This is a genomic window from Sagittula sp. P11 (assembly GCF_002814095.1).
Taxonomy (GTDB): domain Bacteria; phylum Pseudomonadota; class Alphaproteobacteria; order Rhodobacterales; family Rhodobacteraceae; genus Sagittula.
Map to the genome: position 1 here is coordinate 671,630 of NZ_CP021913.1, position 16,847 is coordinate 688,476.

16 protein-coding genes are annotated in these 16,847 nt (G+C 65.8%); 10 read left to right on the forward strand and 6 right to left on the reverse strand.

The features are described 5' to 3' along the window. Positions 1–91: 91 nt before the first annotated feature. The 6 genes from CDO87_RS03240 to CDO87_RS03265 all read left to right on the forward strand — a co-directional run bounded on the left by CDO87_RS03240 (position 92) and on the right by CDO87_RS03265 (position 6,756). On the forward strand, positions 92–1,897 hold the full coding sequence (locus CDO87_RS03240) for an ABC transporter substrate-binding protein (RefSeq protein ID WP_100927431.1): 1,806 nt from the start codon (positions 92–94) through the stop codon (positions 1,895–1,897). A gap of 18 nt (positions 1,898–1,915) precedes the next feature. Next, the gene (locus CDO87_RS03245) at positions 1,916–2,725 is read left to right on the forward strand and encodes an SDR family NAD(P)-dependent oxidoreductase (protein WP_100927432.1); all 810 of its coding nucleotides are present in this window, start codon (positions 1,916–1,918) and stop codon (positions 2,723–2,725) included. A gap of 67 nt (positions 2,726–2,792) precedes the next feature. After that, positions 2,793–4,091 carry a Xaa-Pro peptidase family protein gene (locus CDO87_RS03250; RefSeq protein ID WP_100927433.1) on the forward strand — a complete coding sequence of 433 codons (1,299 nt, stop codon included), beginning with the start codon at positions 2,793–2,795 and terminating at the stop codon, positions 4,089–4,091. Between the two features lie 3 nt (positions 4,092–4,094). Then, complete coding sequence (locus CDO87_RS03255; protein ID WP_100927434.1) at positions 4,095–4,859, forward strand: glucose 1-dehydrogenase; 765 nt, start codon at positions 4,095–4,097, stop codon at positions 4,857–4,859. A gap of 11 nt (positions 4,860–4,870) precedes the next feature. Next, on the forward strand, positions 4,871–5,614 hold the full coding sequence (locus CDO87_RS03260) for an SDR family oxidoreductase (RefSeq protein ID WP_100927435.1): 744 nt from the start codon (positions 4,871–4,873) through the stop codon (positions 5,612–5,614). Beyond that, positions 5,614–6,756 carry an alpha-hydroxy acid oxidase gene (locus CDO87_RS03265; protein ID WP_254698313.1) on the forward strand — a complete coding sequence of 381 codons (1,143 nt, stop codon included), beginning with the start codon at positions 5,614–5,616 and terminating at the stop codon, positions 6,754–6,756. Before CDO87_RS03260 ends, CDO87_RS03265 begins: the two co-directional genes overlap by 1 nt. Before the next feature lie 731 nt (positions 6,757–7,487). Here CDO87_RS03265 and CDO87_RS03270 read toward each other — a convergent pair. The 6 genes from CDO87_RS03270 to CDO87_RS03295 all read right to left on the reverse strand — a co-directional run bounded on the left by CDO87_RS03270 (position 7,488) and on the right by CDO87_RS03295 (position 12,672). Then, on the reverse strand, positions 7,488–8,579 hold the full coding sequence (locus CDO87_RS03270) for an energy transducer TonB (RefSeq protein WP_100927437.1): 1,092 nt from the start codon (positions 8,577–8,579) through the stop codon (positions 7,488–7,490). Further along, entirely contained in the window at positions 8,576–8,962 is a 387-nt protein-coding gene (locus tag CDO87_RS03275; RefSeq protein WP_100927438.1) for a biopolymer transporter ExbD, read from the reverse strand. The genes CDO87_RS03270 and CDO87_RS03275 overlap by 4 nt, the downstream gene beginning before the upstream one ends. Continuing rightward, the gene (locus CDO87_RS03280) at positions 8,962–9,339 is read right to left on the reverse strand and encodes a biopolymer transporter ExbD (protein WP_254698315.1); all 378 of its coding nucleotides are present in this window, start codon (positions 9,337–9,339) and stop codon (positions 8,962–8,964) included. Before CDO87_RS03280 ends, CDO87_RS03275 begins: the two co-directional genes overlap by 1 nt. Continuing rightward, positions 9,332–10,009: a MotA/TolQ/ExbB proton channel family protein gene (locus CDO87_RS03285; RefSeq protein ID WP_404944744.1), complete on the reverse strand. Its 678-nt coding sequence runs from the start codon at positions 10,007–10,009 to the stop codon at positions 9,332–9,334. The genes CDO87_RS03280 and CDO87_RS03285 overlap by 8 nt, the downstream gene beginning before the upstream one ends. Then, entirely contained in the window at positions 10,009–10,449 is a 441-nt protein-coding gene (locus CDO87_RS03290) for a hypothetical protein (RefSeq protein WP_100927440.1), read from the reverse strand. The genes CDO87_RS03285 and CDO87_RS03290 overlap by 1 nt, the downstream gene beginning before the upstream one ends. Positions 10,450–10,623: 174 nt before the next feature. Next, positions 10,624–12,672 (reverse strand): TonB-dependent receptor domain-containing protein, encoded by a 2,049-nt coding sequence (locus tag CDO87_RS03295; RefSeq protein WP_100927441.1) that lies wholly within the window; start codon positions 12,670–12,672, stop codon positions 10,624–10,626. Between the two features lie 199 nt (positions 12,673–12,871). On the opposite strand from CDO87_RS03295, the gene CDO87_RS03300 reads away from it, so the two are divergent. The 4 genes from CDO87_RS03300 to CDO87_RS03315 all read left to right on the forward strand — a co-directional run bounded on the left by CDO87_RS03300 (position 12,872) and on the right by CDO87_RS03315 (position 16,844). Continuing rightward, complete coding sequence (locus CDO87_RS03300; RefSeq protein ID WP_100927442.1) at positions 12,872–13,930, forward strand: hemin-degrading factor; 1,059 nt, start codon at positions 12,872–12,874, stop codon at positions 13,928–13,930. A 158-nt stretch (positions 13,931–14,088) separates the two neighbouring features. Next, positions 14,089–14,994, forward strand: coding sequence for an ABC transporter substrate-binding protein (locus CDO87_RS03305; protein ID WP_254698316.1), 906 nt, complete (start codon positions 14,089–14,091; stop codon positions 14,992–14,994). A gap of 3 nt (positions 14,995–14,997) precedes the next feature. After that, on the forward strand, positions 14,998–16,065 hold the full coding sequence (locus CDO87_RS03310) for an iron ABC transporter permease (RefSeq protein ID WP_100927443.1): 1,068 nt from the start codon (positions 14,998–15,000) through the stop codon (positions 16,063–16,065). Then, positions 16,062–16,844, forward strand: coding sequence for a heme ABC transporter ATP-binding protein (locus CDO87_RS03315; RefSeq protein WP_100927444.1), 783 nt, complete (start codon positions 16,062–16,064; stop codon positions 16,842–16,844). Before CDO87_RS03310 ends, CDO87_RS03315 begins: the two co-directional genes overlap by 4 nt. Positions 16,845–16,847 lie beyond the last annotated feature (3 nt).

Sequence of the window (16,847 nt, forward strand, 5' to 3'; positions counted from 1 at the left end):
ATCCAGAATGGACAGATTCTCGATACGCACCGGGGATCACATTGGACATCCTGCAAGGAGACCCGCGGTGACACAACGCGATTCATCCAAGATGGATGCGGCGAATGGGCCGCACAGCCACCCGAACATCAAGAAGAAGACGCAGGCCATGAACGACATGGGAGGACATGACCGACAAAGCCCCGCCGCACCGCTGGCGAAGCCGGAGGCCGTGGAGATCCTGTCCTTCCTCGAAGCCTTCAGCGACGAGCTTGAGGGCGCGCTCGACCTCGTGGCCCCAAACGCGCACCTGCGCATGATGATGCACCTGCTGCAGGGGCACCTGGACGGCAAGACGGTCACGCCCACTTCGCTGATCGGCGCCAGCCGCGTGCCCTATGCCACGGCGAACCGACGACTGAAGGAGATGGTCGATGCCGGCCTGATCGAACAGCGCCCGCGCACCGCTACCGGCAAGAGCTTCTCGATGCACCCCAGCGAGGCGATGATCGAGACGTGGATGCAGCTGTCGGGCCGCCTGCGCCGCTTGGGCGAAACCACCTTCGGCGGGCCGGGCCGTGGGCAGGACACCCGCGACTATTACTTCGGCGGCAGCTACATCGCCGCGCAGTCCATCCCGCCGCTGCGGGTGCTGCACGAACCGCTTAAGGTCTCGGGCGGGCTGCGGGTGCTGGTGCATGGCGATCCGACCTTCATGGTCATGGACACGCTCAAGCGCCAGTTCGAACAGGTGATCGGCACGGAGATCAGCCAGCGCGCCTTTTCCATCGACCGCCTGCGCGAAGAGGCCCTGCGCAACGCCGCCCGCGACGCCAGCCGCTACGACATAATCGCGGTGGACCTTCCGTGGATCGGCGAGTTCGCCAGCAAGAACGTCCTCATGCCGCTGGACGATGCCATGGACCTTTCCCGGCTCGACCCGGCGGACTTTCACACCGCGGGCTGGCAAGGCGCGCATTGGGGCGGACGGGCCTACGGCGTACCGGCGCAGACCACGCCGGAACTCCTGTTCTACCGCCATGACTTGTTCGCCAAGGCCGGGCTTGAGCCGCCCTCCACCACCGAAACGCTGCTGGATGCGGCGCGTGCGCTGCATGACCCGCAGCGCGGCAAGTACGGCATCGCCTGGAACGCCGCGCGCGGGACTGCGCTGGGTCACACGGTGCTGATGACCTTTGCCGACTTCGGCCAGCCGATCCTCGACCTTCCGGAACAAGCGGGCGGTTTCGGGACGGAACACCTCGCCCGGGGTCATTACCGCGCGACGATCAACACCGATGCCGGTCTGGCCGCGGCCGAGTTCCTGCTGGAGCTTCTGAAGTATTCGCCCCCCGACATCCTGTCGATGTCCTGGTACGAGCGGGTCCGCCCCTATGCCGCCGGGAAGGTGGCCATGGCCTACGGCTATACGCTGCTGGCCCCCTACTTCGAACTGGACGAGACCTCGCCCGCCTGCGGCCAGACTACCTACCTGCCACATCCGCCGGCACCGGGCATGCGGCCCGTCGCCCCGGTCGGCGGCTACGTCATGGGCATCCCCGCCAACCTCGCGCCAGAACGGGTGCCCGCGGCGGTCGAAGCGCTGCGGGTCTTCACCTCGCCGGAGGCGCAGAAGCTGTACGTGCAGAACGGCAGCCGCACCAACCCGCGCTACTCGGTCGGGGCGGATCCGGACGTGCGCCGCCTCTCGACCATCTTCGAGGCGGTCGACGGGATGTCATGGCGCGACGAACTGCAATTCTGGCCGCGCCCGCCGGTGCCGGAGATCGGCGACATCTTCAAGATCTGCGGCGAGGAATTCCACGACATGCTCCGCGGGATTGTCTCCCCGCGCGAGGCTTTGCGCCGCGCACAGGACCGCGCCGACGCATTGATCGGACAAAACGGGACACCGTGATAGGAGGAGGAAATCACCATGGACCCCAATCGCTTGAAGGGAAAGAACATCCTGATCACCGGTGCCGCGCGCGGCATGGGTGCGGCCAGCGCCGAAAGCTTTGCCGCGCAGGGGGCGAACGTCTGCCTCGGCGACCTGGACGAGGCCGAGGCGCAGAAGGTCGCTGACCGGATCAACGCCGCCGGGAACGGCCGCGCCATCGCGGTGAAGATGGACGTGACCAAACGGGAGGATAACGCGGCCGCCGTCGCGGCCGTGGTGGACGCCTTCGGATCGATCAACGTCGCCCTGTTCAACGCGGGCCTGAACAAGCCCCGGTTCTTCATGGATATCGATGAGGACAACTGGGACATGATCATGAACGTCAACACCAAGGCCATGTGGCTTGGCATGCAGGAGACGGCGAAGCAGATGATCGCGCAGGGCCCGATGGAGGATCATCCCTACAAGCTGATCAACGTGGGCAGCATCGCCTCCCGCAAGCCGCTGGTAGACGTGACCGTCTATTGTACGTCGAAATACGGCTGTCTGGCGCTGACCGAATGCGGCGCGCTCGGACTGGCCGAACACAACATCACCGTCAACGGCTATGCGCCCGGCGTGGTCGTCACCCCGCTGTGGGAGCAGCTCGACAAGGACCTGGTCGAGATCGGCTTCAAGGAACGCGAGGGGCAGGCCTACGACGACATCGTCGCCAACAACCTCGTCATCAAGCGCGTCTCCTACCCCAAGGACATCACCGGGACCGCATCCTTCCTGGCGTCCGACGACAGCGACTACATGACCGGCCAGATGATCTCCATCGACGGCGGCTGGGTCACGAAGTAACCCACTGACTTTCCGAACAATTTCAACCCACGCAACGGGCCGCCCGCGCGACCCGGAGGAGCTTTCCATGTCCCGCGCACTGATGCCGAACCTGCTGACCCCGCAAGACCTCGAACCCAATTGGGAGTGGCGCGAACGCCTTCCCGCATGGGGCCATACCTCAGTCGACTTCGAACGCCGCATCGACCATGACCGCCTGCGCCGCTACCGGCTGGCCCGGACGCGGCAGGCGCTGCAGAACTCGCCCGCAGGCACGCTCTTGCTGTTCGACGTGAACAACATCCGCTACGTTTCGGCCACCAAGATCGGCGAATGGGAGCGGGACAAGATGTGCCGCTTCTGCCTGCTGACCGGCGACGACAGCCCCTACGTCTGGGATTTCGGATCGGCCGCCGAGCATCACAAGCGCTACTCCGACTGGCTGGAACCCAGCCATTGCCTTGCCGGCGTGGTGGGGATGCGCGGGACGATCCCGCCTGAATTCGGCCTGATGAAGAAATACGCCAAGCAGATCGCCGGGCTGATCCGCGACGCAGGAATGGGCGACATGCCGGTGGGTGTCGATTATGCCGAGACGGCGATGTTCCACGCGCTGCAAGAGGAGGGTCTGCACGTCGTCGACGGCCAGCAGATCATGCTCGCCGCGCGCGAGATCAAGAACTGGGACGAGATCCAGCTTCTGACGCAGGCGGCCAGCATGGTCGATGGCGTTTACCACATGATCTACGAAGAGCTGAAACCCGGCATCCGCGAGAACGACATCGTCGCGCTGTCGAACAAGATGCTCTACGAGATGGGCTCGGACGACGTGGAGGCGATCAACGCCATTTCCGGCGAGCGCTGCAACCCGCACCCGCACAACTTCACCGACCGCTACTTCCGCCCCGGGGATCAGGCCTTCTTCGACATCCTGCAATCCTACCAGGGCTACCGGACCTGCTACTACCGGACCTTCAACATCGGCCGCGCGACGCCGTCGCAGAACGATGCCTACGTAAAGGCGCGTGAGTGGATCGACGCCTCGATTGCCGCGATCAAGCCGGGGGTGACGACAGATCAGGTGGCAAAGCTCTGGCCCAAGGCAGAGGAATTCGGATTTCCGAACGAGGACGCCGCCTTCGGCCTGCAGTTCGGCCACGGTCTGGGTCTGGCGCTGCACGAACGCCCGATCATCTCGCGTGCCGTCAGCCTCGATCACCCGATGGAGATCCAGACCGGAATGGTCTTTGCGCTGGAAACCTATTGCCCGGCGACCGACGGCTACTCCGCCGCGCGGATCGAGGAAGAGGTCGTCGTGACCGAGAAGGGCTGCGAGGTCATCTCCCTCTTCCCCGCCGAAGACCTGCCCATCGCGAACCGGTACTGAGCGATGCGCAATCCGTTCGATCTGACAGGCCGCAAGGCCCTTGTCACCGGCGGGGCGACCGGCATCGGTGAGGGCATCGCCCTCGCCCTTGCCGCCGCCGGTGCCGACGTTGCCCTCACCTACCGGAGCCACCAGCCCGAGGATACGCTGGCCCGGATCGAGGCTGTGGGACGCAAGGCCGCCGCCGTGCGCGCCGATTTCGCCGGGATGGACGAGGCCGGCGCCAGGGAGGTTGTGACCTTCGCTGCCGACGCGCTTGGCGGGCTAGACATCCTCGTCAACAATGCGGGCATCATCCATCGCGAGGACTCGACCGACATGGCGCTGGACGACTGGCGCCGAGTGCTTTCCGTTAACCTCGATTCCGTGTGGCTTCTTTCACAGGCCGCCGGACAACGCATGGTCGCCCAAGGAAGCGGGAAGATCGTCATCGTGTCTTCGGTGCTCGGCTCGCAGGGGGGGCTGCGGGTGCCGGCCTATGCCTCCTCGAAACACGCGGTGTTGGGCCTGACAAAGGCGCTTTGCAACGAGTGGGCGCCGCACGGCGTGAACGTCAACGCCATCGCCCCCGGCTACACCGCCACGGACAACACGCAGGCACTGCGCGACGATCCCGACCGCTCGAAGGCGCTGCTGGACCGCATACCGGCAGGCCGCTTCGCCGAGCCGTCGGAGATCGCGGGCGCCGCGGTGTTCCTCGCCTCCGAAGCCGCCGCCTACTGCCACGGCAGTTGCGTGACGGTGGACGGCGGCTGGCTCGCCCGATGAAGGAGAAGACCATGGAACAGACACTTGCGGGCAAGACCGCCCTCGTCACCGCCGCCGCCAACGGTATCGGGCGAGCGTCTGCCGAGGCGCTGGCCGCGCGCGGTGCGACGGTCATCGCCACCGACATCGACGGCGACGGCGTGGCCCGGATTGCCGAGGGGACAGACCGGATCAGCGCGCACCGACTGGACGTGCTGGACGCAGACGCCGTCGCGGCGCTGATCGCCGATCTCCCGCCGGTCGACATCCTCGTGAACTGCGCCGGATGGGTGCATGACGGCAGCATCCTCGACTGTGACGATGCGGTGTGGGACCGGTCGTTCGAGCTGAACGCCAAGGCCCTCTTCCGGCTGACGAAGGCCGTCCTGCCGGGCATGCTGGACAAGGGTGCGGGCTCCATCGTCAACATCGCCTCCATCGTATCGAGCGAGAAAGGCGCGCCGCGCCGCTTCGCCTACGGCGCCTCCAAGGCCGCGATCATCGGCATGACCAAGTCGATCGCCGCCGATTTCGTGAAGGACGGCATACGCTGCAACGCGATCTGCCCGGGCACCGTGCAAAGCCCCTCGCTCGAAGACCGGCTGCGCGCGACAGGCGACTTCGACAAGGCGCTGGCCAGTTTTACCGCCCGCCAGCCCATGGGCCGCCTCGGCAAGCCGGAGGAGATCGCCGCGATGGTCTGCTACCTCGCCGGCGACCTGGCGGGTTTCACCACGGGGCAGGCCTTTGCCGTCGACGGCGGGTGGTCGATCTGATGCGACTGGACCGTGCCGCCTCCATCGACGATCTGCGCGACATGGCCCGTCGCCGCATCCCGCGCTTTGCCTTCGATCTGGTTGATGGCGGCGCGGAGTCAGAGCGCAACATGCGCCGCAACTGCACCGCCTTCGAGGAGATGGAACTGGTGCCGCGCTACATGGTCGATGTCTCGAAAATCGACACGCGCACGGAGGTTTTCGGTCAGACCTACAATGCCCCCTTCGGCATGGCCCCCATCGGCATGCTCAACGCCTTCTGGCCGGGGGCGGACATCGCGCTGGCGCAGCTTTGCAAGCGGGAGAACCTGCCCTATGTCGCCTCTTCCGCCGCCTCAACCACGCTGGAGGCGCTGGCCGAGGCCGCGGATGGCAACGGCTGGTTCCAGCTCTACGTCTCGGGGGACGGCACGGTGACGGAGGGGCTCGTGTCCCGCGCCGAGGCTGCGGGCTACGACGTGATGCTCGTCACCGCCGATGTGCCCGCCGCCGGGAAGCGGGACCGCGACATCCGCAACCAGCTGGCCGTGCCGTTCCGGATCACGCCGGAGGTCGCGCTGGGGCTCCTGGCCCATCCCCGCTGGTCGCTGGAGACGCTCCTTCACGGAAAACCCAACATCGCCAACTATGCCGACCTGCTGCAATCCGCGACGTCCTACGCCGAGGTTCAGAAGACCCTCATCACGCCGGCATTCGATTGGGAGGCCCTGCAGCGGCTGCGCGACCGCTGGGGCGGCAAGCTGCTGGTGAAGGGCATCCTCCACCCCGACGACGCCCTGCGTTGCGCCGGGACCGGGTGCGACGGCATCGTCGTCTCCAACCACGGCGGCCGCCAGGTCGCCTTCGGCCCAGCCACCGCGGACGTTCTGCCCGGCATCGCAAAGGCGGTCGCGGGCCGGATGAAGGTGATCGTGGACAGTGGCATCCGGCGGGGTGCGGACCTCATGCGCGCAAAGGCCCTGGGGGCAGACTTCGCCCTGACCGGACGGGCGCTCGCCTTCGGCGTGGGCGCAGGCGGCGCGCATGGCGCGGCGCGGGCGGTGGAGATCCTCGAGCTGGAACTGGTGCGCGCCCTGGGCCAACTCGGCGTCCCCCACTTCGGCGACGTCGGCCCCGAGCACCTGGCACGGTCGCGAACGTAAAGGGCTGTGGGTTGAAGAGATCGTCTGCGCGTTCCGGCGGTATAGGCTGCTGCCGCTGGACGCCTCCCTCTATGCGCTACACCCCACGATCACGCACTTGACGCGGCCGGCGCTCCATCGGTGTCTTCCGCGGCACGGTGTTTTGCGTTTGCCGGATATCGAGGGAAACAAGCCCAGAAGCCAAAGGTTCAAACGCTACCCGGTTAGGATCTTCCACATCGACATCGCCGGGGTTCAGACCGCTGAGGGCAAGCTTTTTCTCCATGTGACCATTCACCGGACCAGGAAATTCGCGGTGACCCAACTGGTCGAGCAGGCGAACCGCAAGACGGCCTTGGGAGTTTCTGGAGCTTCTCCTCCAAGGCCTGCCCTATGGGATCCACACGATCCTGTCAGATAAGGGCATCCAGTTTGCCAAACTGCCGCGAAACCGCAAGACGAACCATTATCGGCCGATACGCTTCGACATGACCTGTGAGGACGATGGGATGGAGCATCAGCTGACGAAGCCGACCGTCCGGGGGGCAACGGCCAAATCCAGCCCATGAACCGCAAGATCAAGGACGCGACCGTCAAGCGGAACGCGCCGTCTCACCCTTTCAAACGATGCATCGCGGCAAATACGCGCCGAGATAAGTGTCACACGTAGGCCAAAGCGGAAGAGGCCGAGACAGGGACCGAGAACAGACGCCTTCGAACCTCCCTGAACGAGGTCGAAAAAGGAACCGAAATCATCGGGCGGTGATGCTGATGGAAAAACTGCGCCGAGCGCCCGGTGGGGGCGGCGGACAGGAGCCAACACGGCGGATCAGTCGAACCGCCACGCGGTCGAGCGCAGCATTGCCCGACCGACCAGCCAGACCGACGCCCGTAACCCGGCCACTGGTGCTCACGCTGAATGACACGCGCGCCGTGCCGCCGCCGGACACATTGGGTCTTCCCGCCCGCGACACACAGGACATCACCAAGCCGGGATAGTTGTTTGCTGCCGCATTGCCCGCCGCCTGCCTCTTGCTGTCGCCGGACCCGCTTTGGCGGTTGGTCGCCTGGCGCGACCCGTTGGTCGATCCGGCGCGGGCGTTCTGCTGAGCGTTGCCGCGTGGGGCTGCGGAGGCCGCCTTGGTCCTTGCAGTGCGGGCTGCGCGCTGCCTGGTTTCGAAGGCCCTGGCCTTGGGGGCGACGGTTTCCTCGAAGGCCGCCGTGCGCGCGGGCGGCGGGCGCAACGACCGCGCCACGCTGGCATGGGTTGGGGCTTCACCGGATACGGATTCGGTCTCGGCCACCGGCGGCGTCGCCGCCAAGCGACCGGTCGCGGAAGCCTCGGGCCGCATCGCCTGCAGGGGTTGCACGGGCAAAGCGGCAATGCGCTCCGGAAGAAACTCGGGTTGTGCCTCTTCAGACGGGGTGAGCGCAAGGCTGCTCAAGGTATCAAGTGGCGCGGAAACTGCCGCCTCCGGCAAGACCGTGGCACTTTCGCGCGGTGTCTCGCCTGGGATCGTTTGGGGGCGTTGGTGCGGCGCGGTCTCGGGGCGTTCGGCAGGGGCCAGCGGCTCAGTCTGCGCCCTGTCCGCGGGTTGCACCTCATCCTGCGCCGCGGCAAGGGGCTGCGCCGCCGTCGGCTCCAGTCGATCCTCCGTCTCCGCAGCATGCATTGTCCCGGCCACGAGATCCGCGAAGGACGCGCCCAACTGCACCTCGGACCTGCCCGCCGCACCTTCGGTCTGGACAGGCTCGCCGGTCAGGAGCACCAGCGCGACCGCCGCATGGGCGCTGGTGGCGACCAGCGCCGCGGCAAGTTTCACCGGATGGGAGTGCGCGATCATTCCAGCCCCCTTTCTGTCACCAGAACCACGCTTTGTGCCCCAGCGGTGCGAAGCGCGCGCCCCAGTTGCACTAGGTCCTGCGCTGGCAGGTCGCGGTCCGGCACAATCCGCACGCGGACGCGCTCTTCCTCTGTGAGACTGGCCAGATGTGCCTCGGCGGAGACGACTTCGGCACCGCGATACGTCATCCGCCCGTCCACATGTACGACCAACGCATTCGCCGGGCTCTGCCTGTCGAGGTCTGCGGTGCGCACGAGGCTGAGGGCCTTGTCCAGCGGTTGCGCGAGAGTGCCCGCGACGAGGAAGAAGATCAGCATCAGGAAAACGATATTGATGAGCGCGGTGGTGGGTTCGCGGTCGGATGTGTGGCGGCGGCGTTGCATCAGGACTGCTCCAGCACTGTAACTTTGGCCCCGGGCACCTGGCGCAGGGCCACCAACAGGTCCGTCAGCCGTTGCGCGCTGACCGCATCCCGCAGAGCGACGAGCACGACGGGGTCCTGCGTCTCTCCGAAACGGTCGCGGAGCGTTTCGAGCGCCACGGTGCGGCCATTGATATCCAGCGTCTCCGCACCCAGACGCAGAAAGAAGGGAGGCGCGTCGCTGGAGACTGCCGCAGCGCCACCGGCTCCAGCAGCCGCAAGCTCGACCTCGGAGAAGCGGGTAAACGTCGAACTCAGCATGAAGAACAGTAGCAGCAGGAAGATGACGTCAATCAGAGAGGTCATCGAGAGCCTGCGACGACGGGTGCGTTTACGCATGGGACGGCCTGCGCGGTTCGACCGGTTCGGGCATGCGCCCCTGCTGTGTGCCGAAGCCCTGATCCCTTCCGGCGGGCGACAGGATGGCGCACAGAGATTGCCCCGCCAGCACGCGTTCCTTGTCCATACGCGCCTCGAACCAGCTGAGCACGACCGAGGTGGGCATGGCCACGGCCAGCCCCACCGCCGTCGTCAGCAGCGCCACCCAGATGCCGCCAGCCAGAATGGAGGGATCGACCTGACTGCCCGCCTCTTGCAGGGCCTGAAAAGCGGAGATCATACCGAGCACCGTGCCGAAAAGCCCGAGGAGCGGCGCCAGTTGCGCCACCGAATCGAGCAGTCGGAATCCACGCTCCAGGCGGGCAAAGCGCATCTCTGCCTCCGCCTCCAGCCGCGCGCCGTCCTCTTGCCCGGCCATGGCCATGGCGATCACGGGAGCAAGATAGCTTGTCGATCTCTTGAGGTGCCGCCGCGCATCGGACCGATCCCCACCGTCCCATGCTGCCACCGCCTGCCCAAGCGCCATGTGCCGCCCGACACCAGCCGAATGGAATTGCCACAGCTTGTAGAGCACCACCGAAAGCACCACGACCGACATGGCGCAGAGCAGCAGCACGACCGGCCCGCCAAGGTCGTAGATCCGCTCGATCGCATTCCGCAACTCCATCATCAGCCGATCACCTCCACGTCGATCCGCGAGCGCAGGTTCAGCGCCTTGCCGCAGAAATCTTCCACGGCGGTCGTTTCGGTATCCGTTTCGCAGGTCTGCGCGCCGTTGATCAGTACCTGCCCGAGGGTGTCGCAGTTGAGTTGCGGCACGACGAATTGCCGGACACGGGTCCGCATCGCTGGCAGCGCCCCGAAGTCGAACAGGGTCATCCGGTCCACCGCACCGGATTTGTCGAAGAGCACCGCTTCGAAGACGGCGGATTTCAGGTCGGTTTCAAAGCCGTTCAAGACGACAAAGCTCATGCGGCAATTGCCGTCCTGCGCTTCGATGGAGTTCAGTTCGATGGTCAGCTTGTCGGACGCATCCTCCTGCGCCTGGGCGGGGAAGGCCAGCAGCGCGGTGGTGGTCACGGCAAGTAGCGAAGTCAATGCACGTGGCATTCTTGCGGTCTCCTGCATGAGGACGGGTATATAGCTGGCACCGTGATGAGGGGCGTTCCCACCGGGCTGGCTGAACATGAAAGCCCGAGGCGGGCTGCGCTTCTGGTCACGCCTTAACCCGATGAGATAGCTTGGTTAAGTGGACCGGAGGGGATGCCCCCGGTCCTGCGGGCCTCAGAAGGACTTGGTGAGCGCCACCTTGAAGGTACGCCCCGGCGCCTTGCGCGTGGCCGAGGACAGATGCCCGACGTAGTCGAGGTCCAGAGCATTTTCGATGCCGAACCGCACTTCCGACCCTTCCAGCCATTTCACATCGGCGGGCCGCCATGTGGCGCGCAGGTTGTGGACCGTGGCGTCCGACAGGTCGGCGCCGGCGGAATCACGGCGGTCAGTCGCATGAACGACTTCCCAGCTCAGGTCGAGACGGTCGTCCCACTTCCGGCCGATGGCCAGTTGCACACGGTCCGACGCGCTGTTGCGCCATACGGCGCTGGTGCCATCGGGGTCGAACTCTGTGCCTTCGCCGACGTGCCCGGCGAGGTCGAAGTAAAGACCCGAAGCCATGCCATAGGAGGCTTCCAGCTCGACCCCCTTGGTTTCCACCCGGTCGAGGTCCGTCGAGGTGTCGCCCGATGCGGTGTACGTGGTGATGTCCCAAAGCTCCGTCTTGTAGAGATTGCCGCGCAGGGTCAGGTTGTCGCCCCGCGCAAAGACATCCATCCCGGTGTAGGCCGCGCCCAATTCGAAGGTCTTGGATTTCTCCGTCATGTCGAGCCGGCGCTGGGACGTCGCGGAGGCGCCCAGATCGTCGATCAGCGGCAGACCCTCGGTATAGGCCGCCGAGCCGAAGATCGAGAAACCGTTACCGAAGTCATATCCCAGCGCCAGCCCGCCCATGAGCGCATCTTTTTCATAGTTCTGCGGCACTCCGACCAGCGTCTCGGAGCTTTCGAGCCGCGAGGATTCGTACCGCAGCGCGGGCGTGACGGTGACCTGACCGATGGTCATCTCGTCCACGACGAAAGCCGCCAGCCGCCGATCCGTGCCGCCCGGCGCCGATGAGGCGTTCAGCCGCTCCTTGCGGATGGCCTCGACCCCGGCCAGCATGTCGTGCTGCACCATACCTGTGGCGAAGAGCGCGCGGTTGGAGATCGTCAGCTTCTTGGTCTGGTAACGGTTGTCGGCACAGACCACCCCGGTGAAGGAACTGGCGCAGAAGTCCTCCGCCGACCCGAACTGGTATTCCGAACTGCCGTCGATATAGGTCGTGTCGATCTGCTGGTCGGCATAGGAAAGCGTGGCGGTCAGATCGATCAGGTCATTCGCGGGATTGTAACGGTACTCCAGCGTGCTTTGCTCCGTATCCGTCAACCGGTCCACGCTTCCGAAAGAAGCGGCGGAGGTCTGGAACTGGTCGTAGGGCACGTTCTTGTCATCGGCCACGGTGCGGGAATGGCTGAAGGTCAGCGAATGAGAGTCGTGCGCGCCGAAGGTGAACTTCGCCTTGGCGAGGTAGGAAGGCGTGCGGAAGGCGCTGTTGCCGATGGTTTTCCCGTCTCCGGCGGTCAGGTCATCCTGGTCGCGCAGCGTATAGTTGAGGAGGAACTCTGCGCCCTCAGCCGGCATCCACGCGAGATTGGTCGAGGTGGCAAAACCATCGCCGTTCGAACTGTATTCCAGCGTTTGCGAGCCGCCGAACCCCGGCACACCGCCGGTGAAATCCGAAGCATCCTTGGTTTCCAGCTTCACCACGCCGCCAACGATACCTGATCCGTAGGCAAAACTGCCGATGGTCCCACGCAGCACCTCCGCCTGACGATAGAGGAGCGGATCGGTGAACAGCTGCGTGCCGATGCGGTAGATCTCTTCGGAACCGACCGTGGCGCCGTCGATCATGACGGCGATCTTCTGGTCGCTGCCGTAGGTCGTATTGGCGCCAAAGCCACGGATGTTGATCCCCGAGCCCTGAGGCGTGGTGCCGTTCACCAGCGTGACACCGGGCACCGAATCGATAAGTTGCGCCACGGTGCTGGCTTGCCGGTCCTGGATTTCCTCTTCGTCAACGACCGTTCGCGACAGCGCTGTGCCAAAGCTGAGGTCACGCTTGCCGCTGGTGAGAACCAGCGTTCCGAGAAAGCCGGGGTCGCTGTCCTGCGCCATGGCCGGCATGGCCAGTGAGAGGCAGACAAGCGCGGTCGTGCCGCGCATCAGGGAGGTGAGCATTCGCGCCATCCTTCGTGAGTTTTAGGCCATGGCTTGCGAAGGCTTGCGGGGCGGTTGTGATTATTTTGCGATACCCATTATCGCGATGGGTTGCAGCGTTAACCTTATCGCACTAAAACAGTCAAGTAATTTGAGACAGCCACGCACCGCTTCCCTCCGCGCGCAGCCATCGGACCACTTGAACCCTCCGAGGATGCCCATGACGCAGCAAGCCCTGTCTGACCCTTCCGCCATTCGTGCCTTTCTGGCTGACAATCCCAAGCTGCGCGCCCGCGATGCCGCAGATGCCATGGGGATTTCCGAGGCGCAGCTCGTCGCCGCCAGCATCGGTCAGGGCACAGCGCGGATCGCAGCCCATCCCGACCTGATCGTTCCCGCCGCCGAACGGCTGGGAGAGGTCATGGCATTGACCCGTGTCAGCGCCTGCGTGCATGAAAAGGTCGGCACCTACGGGAATTACCATCCGGGCGAACACGCCGCGATGACCCTAACGGAGGAGATCGACCTGCGAATCTTCCCGTCGCACTGGGTCCATGCCTACGCCGTCGAAACGCAGGCAGACGCAGGGCAGCCCCCCCGCCGCTCGTTGCAGATCTTCGATGCGGCGGGCGACGCGGTTCACAAGATTCACCTTCGCGCCGGATCAAACCATGACCTGTGGGAAGGGATCGTGGCGGAGCTTGCGCTGGACGATCAGTCCGAAGGTCAGGAGGTCGCACCTCGCACGCCGACCGAGGCTGCGAAGGCCCGCCCCGACAAGGTCGACATGCTGCGCGCGGAATGGGCGAAGCTGACCGATACCCACCAGTTCCTGCGTCTGTGCTCCAGGCTCAAGATGAACCGTCTGGGCGCTTACCGCATCGCGGGCGCGCCTTTCGTGCGGGCGCTGGAGCCTTCCGCGGCCAATGCCATGCTGGAGGCGGTACAGGCGGCAGGTATCGAGGTGATGATCTTTGTCGGCAATCGCGGCTGCATACAGATCCACTCCGGCAAGATCGGCACCCTCAAGCCCATGGGGCCATGGCAGAATGTCATGGACCCGGGCTTCAACCTGCACTTGCGGCTCGACAAGGTGGCGGAGGTCTGGGCCGTCGAAAAGCCGACCCAGCGCGGCCCGGCGGTCTCGGTCGAAGCATTCGACGCCGAGGGCGGGATCATTTTCCAGGTCTTCGGCCTCGGCAAGGAAGGCCGCGATTCACGCGCGGACTGGGCGCGGATCGTGGAGGCGCTTCCCGCCGCTGAAAGCGTGGCTGCGTGACGAGGTTTGACGCAACGGCCTGCGCGGCATGGCCACGGCAGTCGTCGTCGTATTCGTGACCACGAAAAACGGATGCTGCCGTTTCTGGCCGGACAGTTCCAGATGCAGGGAAAACGGCAGCAGTAGCATGCCGACGATACAAAAAAGGGTTCGAAGAGATGTTTTGCAAGGCAGGCAGGTCTGGTGATTTTGCGGCTTATACGGCGCTCATGGTGTCAATGTTTGTGGCTTTGCTCGCGCTGAACGTTGGCGCGCAACAAAGTTCGGGCGTGCCAAACCCCCATGCCGATGTCGTCTCCATCGGCGGCTCCGTAACGGAAATCGTCGTGGCGCTGGGTCAGCAGCACCGGCTGAAAGCGCGCGACACCTCCTCCAGCTATCCACCCGACGTCATGGCGCTCCCTGACGTGGGATACATGCGAGCGCTGTCGCCTGAAGGCGTGCTCTCTGTCGGCCCCTCGCTCATTCTCTCCGAGGAAGGCGCGGGCCCGGTCGAGGCTCTTGACGTGATCCGCGCGGCGGATGTGGCATTCGTCGAGGTGCCGAACGCGCTCGACGCCGAAGGGATCCTGCACAAGATCGAGGTGATCGGCGCGGCGCTCGACGTGCCTGAAAAAGCCCGTGAACTGAAGGACGAGGTCGGCCGCGCGCTCGCCGCGGCAATTGGCGACGCCGACCGGCCCGAGGCCGAGAAGAAACGCGTGCTCTTCGTGCTCTCGACCGAGGGCGGCAAGATCAACGCAAGCGGCACCGGCACGGCGGCGGATGCAATCATCCGCATGGCGGGCGGCGTCAACGCGGTCACGGCGTACGAAGGCTACAAGCAGATCACCGACGAAGCAGTGGGCCTGGCCGCGCCAGATGTCATCCTGATGATGACGCGCGGCGGCAGCCACGGCGTTGACAACGATGCCCTCTTCGAGATGCCCGCGATCCGCCTGACCCCGGCGGCGCAGGCCCGTGCCATCGTGCGCATGGATGGGCTGCTGTTGCTGGGCTTCGGCCCGCGCACGGCAGAGGCGGTGCGCGATCTCAACGCGGCGCTCTATGGCGACGAGGCCTGAGCGGTGGCCGCTATTTCCGACAGCTTCACGCCGCCACGAGACAGGCTGGCACGGGCCCGCGCGCTGCACGGGCTGCTGGCGGCCGCGCTGTTGGTCGCCTGTGCGCTGAGCCTGCAGACCGGAGCGACCGACGTGCGCCTGACTGCCCTGCTGGCCAAGCTGGCGCAGGGCGAGGCGCTGAGCCGGATGGAGCGCGTCGTCCTGTTCGACATCCGTCTGCCCCGGCTGGCCATGGGGGCGCTCGTGGGGGCGGCGCTGGCCGTTTCCGGCGCGGTGATGCAGGGGCTTTTCCGCAACCCGCTGGCCGATCCCGGCATCGTCGGCGTTGGCGCCGGGGCGGGCCTCGGCGCGATCCTCGCTATCGTCCTGGGGGGCCTGCTGCCCTTGAGCCTCGCGCGGCTGGTCGGGCCGCACCTCGTACCGATCGCCGCCTTCCTTGGCGGCTGGGGTGGGACGCTCCTGCTCTACAAGGTCGCCACCCGCCACGGTCGCACCTCGGTAGCGACGATGCTGCTGGCGGGCATCGCGCTTGCCGCACTGGCGGGCGCGCTGTCGGGGGTGATGGTCTATATCGCCGACGACAGCCAGCTGCGCGACCTGACCTTCTGGGGGCTGGGGTCGCTCGCCGGCGCAAGCTGGGCCAAGGTGCTGGCCGCCGGGCCGCTGGTCTTGCTGGCGCTTGCCGCGTCGCTCACCCTTGGGCACGGGTTGAACGGGCTGGCGCTGGGAGAGGCCACAGCCGCCCATATCGGCATCGACGTGCAGCGGATGAAATCCGTTGCGATCCTGACGGTCGCCGGAGCCACCGGCGCCGCCGTCGCCGTCGCGGGCGGGATCGGCTTTATCGGCATCGTCGTGCCGCATCTGCTGCGCCTCGCCTCCGGCCCCGATCACCGCACGCTCTTGCCCAATGCGGCGCTGCTGGGCGCGACCATGCTTATTCTCGCCGATGTGATCGCCCGCGTGGTCATCGCCCCCGCCGAGCTGCCCATCGGCATCGTCACCGCCGTGCTTGGCGCGCCGGTCTTTCTCTGGATCCTGCTGAAGCGTCGCGGACTGGTGGACCTATGAGCCTGATTGCCGAGGATATCCGCGTGTTCTACGGGCGTCGCGAAGCGTTGCGCGGAGTGTCTTTGCGCGCAGAGCCAGGCGAATTTACCGCCATCGTCGGGCCGAATGGCTCGGGCAAGTCGACGCTGCTGGGGGCGCTGACGGCGTCACTGCCATACTCGGGCCGCGTCATGCTGAACGGGCGCGACATCGACGGGTTGAAACCCTGGGAACTCTCGTCCGAGCGCGCCGTGCTCCCGCAGGCCTCAAGGCTCGCCTTTCCCTTTACCGTGCTCGAAGTCGTGCGGCTGGGTGTGCAGGCGGGCACCGCCGGGGATCGACCAGAGGTGCCGATGCAGGCGCTGGCCCGGGTCGGCCTTGACCACTACGCCGAACGGACCTTTCAGGAACTCTCGGGCGGCGAGGCGCAGCGTGTGATGCTGGCCCGCGTGCTGGCGCAGGTCTGGTCCCCGGTCGAGGACGGTCGGCCGCGCTGGCTCTTGCTGGACGAGCCGGTCTCCAGCCTCGATATCGCGCATCAGTTGCAAGTCATGGAGATCGCGCGCACTTTCGCCCGCGCGGGCGGGGGTGTGATCGCCGTCATGCATGACCTGAACCTCACCGCGATGTTCGCCGACCGTGTCGCCGTTCTGGCAGAGGGTCAGCGTCTGGCCTTTGGCACGCCACGCGAGGTCTTTTGCGATGGCATCCTGTCGCGCGCCTACGGCTGTGACCTGCGCGTTTCGGCGCCGCCACCGGTCGGAACACCCTATATCCTGCCGCATGCGGCCACTGCCTGAAAG

Coding starts and splice junctions, on each gene's coding strand:
- CDO87_RS03240 (WP_100927431.1), top strand. CDS start 92: ATGGATGCGGCGAATGGGCCGCACAGCCACCCGAACATCAAGAAGAAG.
- CDO87_RS03245 (WP_100927432.1), top strand. CDS start 1,916: ATGGACCCCAATCGCTTGAAGGGAAAGAACATCCTGATCACCGGTGCC.
- CDO87_RS03250 (WP_100927433.1), top strand. CDS start 2,793: ATGTCCCGCGCACTGATGCCGAACCTGCTGACCCCGCAAGACCTCGAA.
- CDO87_RS03255 (WP_100927434.1), top strand. CDS start 4,095: ATGCGCAATCCGTTCGATCTGACAGGCCGCAAGGCCCTTGTCACCGGC.
- CDO87_RS03260 (WP_100927435.1), top strand. CDS start 4,871: ATGGAACAGACACTTGCGGGCAAGACCGCCCTCGTCACCGCCGCCGCC.
- CDO87_RS03265 (WP_254698313.1), top strand. CDS start 5,614: ATGCGACTGGACCGTGCCGCCTCCATCGACGATCTGCGCGACATGGCC.
- CDO87_RS03270 (WP_100927437.1), bottom strand. CDS start 8,579: ATGATCGCGCACTCCCATCCGGTGAAACTTGCCGCGGCGCTGGTCGCC.
- CDO87_RS03275 (WP_100927438.1), bottom strand. CDS start 8,962: ATGCAACGCCGCCGCCACACATCCGACCGCGAACCCACCACCGCGCTC.
- CDO87_RS03280 (WP_254698315.1), bottom strand. CDS start 9,339: ATGCGTAAACGCACCCGTCGTCGCAGGCTCTCGATGACCTCTCTGATT.
- CDO87_RS03285 (WP_404944744.1), bottom strand. CDS start 10,009: ATGATGGAGTTGCGGAATGCGATCGAGCGGATCTACGACCTTGGCGGG.
- CDO87_RS03290 (WP_100927440.1), bottom strand. CDS start 10,449: ATGCCACGTGCATTGACTTCGCTACTTGCCGTGACCACCACCGCGCTG.
- CDO87_RS03295 (WP_100927441.1), bottom strand. CDS start 12,672: ATGCTCACCTCCCTGATGCGCGGCACGACCGCGCTTGTCTGCCTCTCA.
- CDO87_RS03300 (WP_100927442.1), top strand. CDS start 12,872: ATGACGCAGCAAGCCCTGTCTGACCCTTCCGCCATTCGTGCCTTTCTG.
- CDO87_RS03305 (WP_254698316.1), top strand. CDS start 14,089: ATGTTTTGCAAGGCAGGCAGGTCTGGTGATTTTGCGGCTTATACGGCG.
- CDO87_RS03315 (WP_100927444.1), top strand. CDS start 16,062: ATGAGCCTGATTGCCGAGGATATCCGCGTGTTCTACGGGCGTCGCGAA.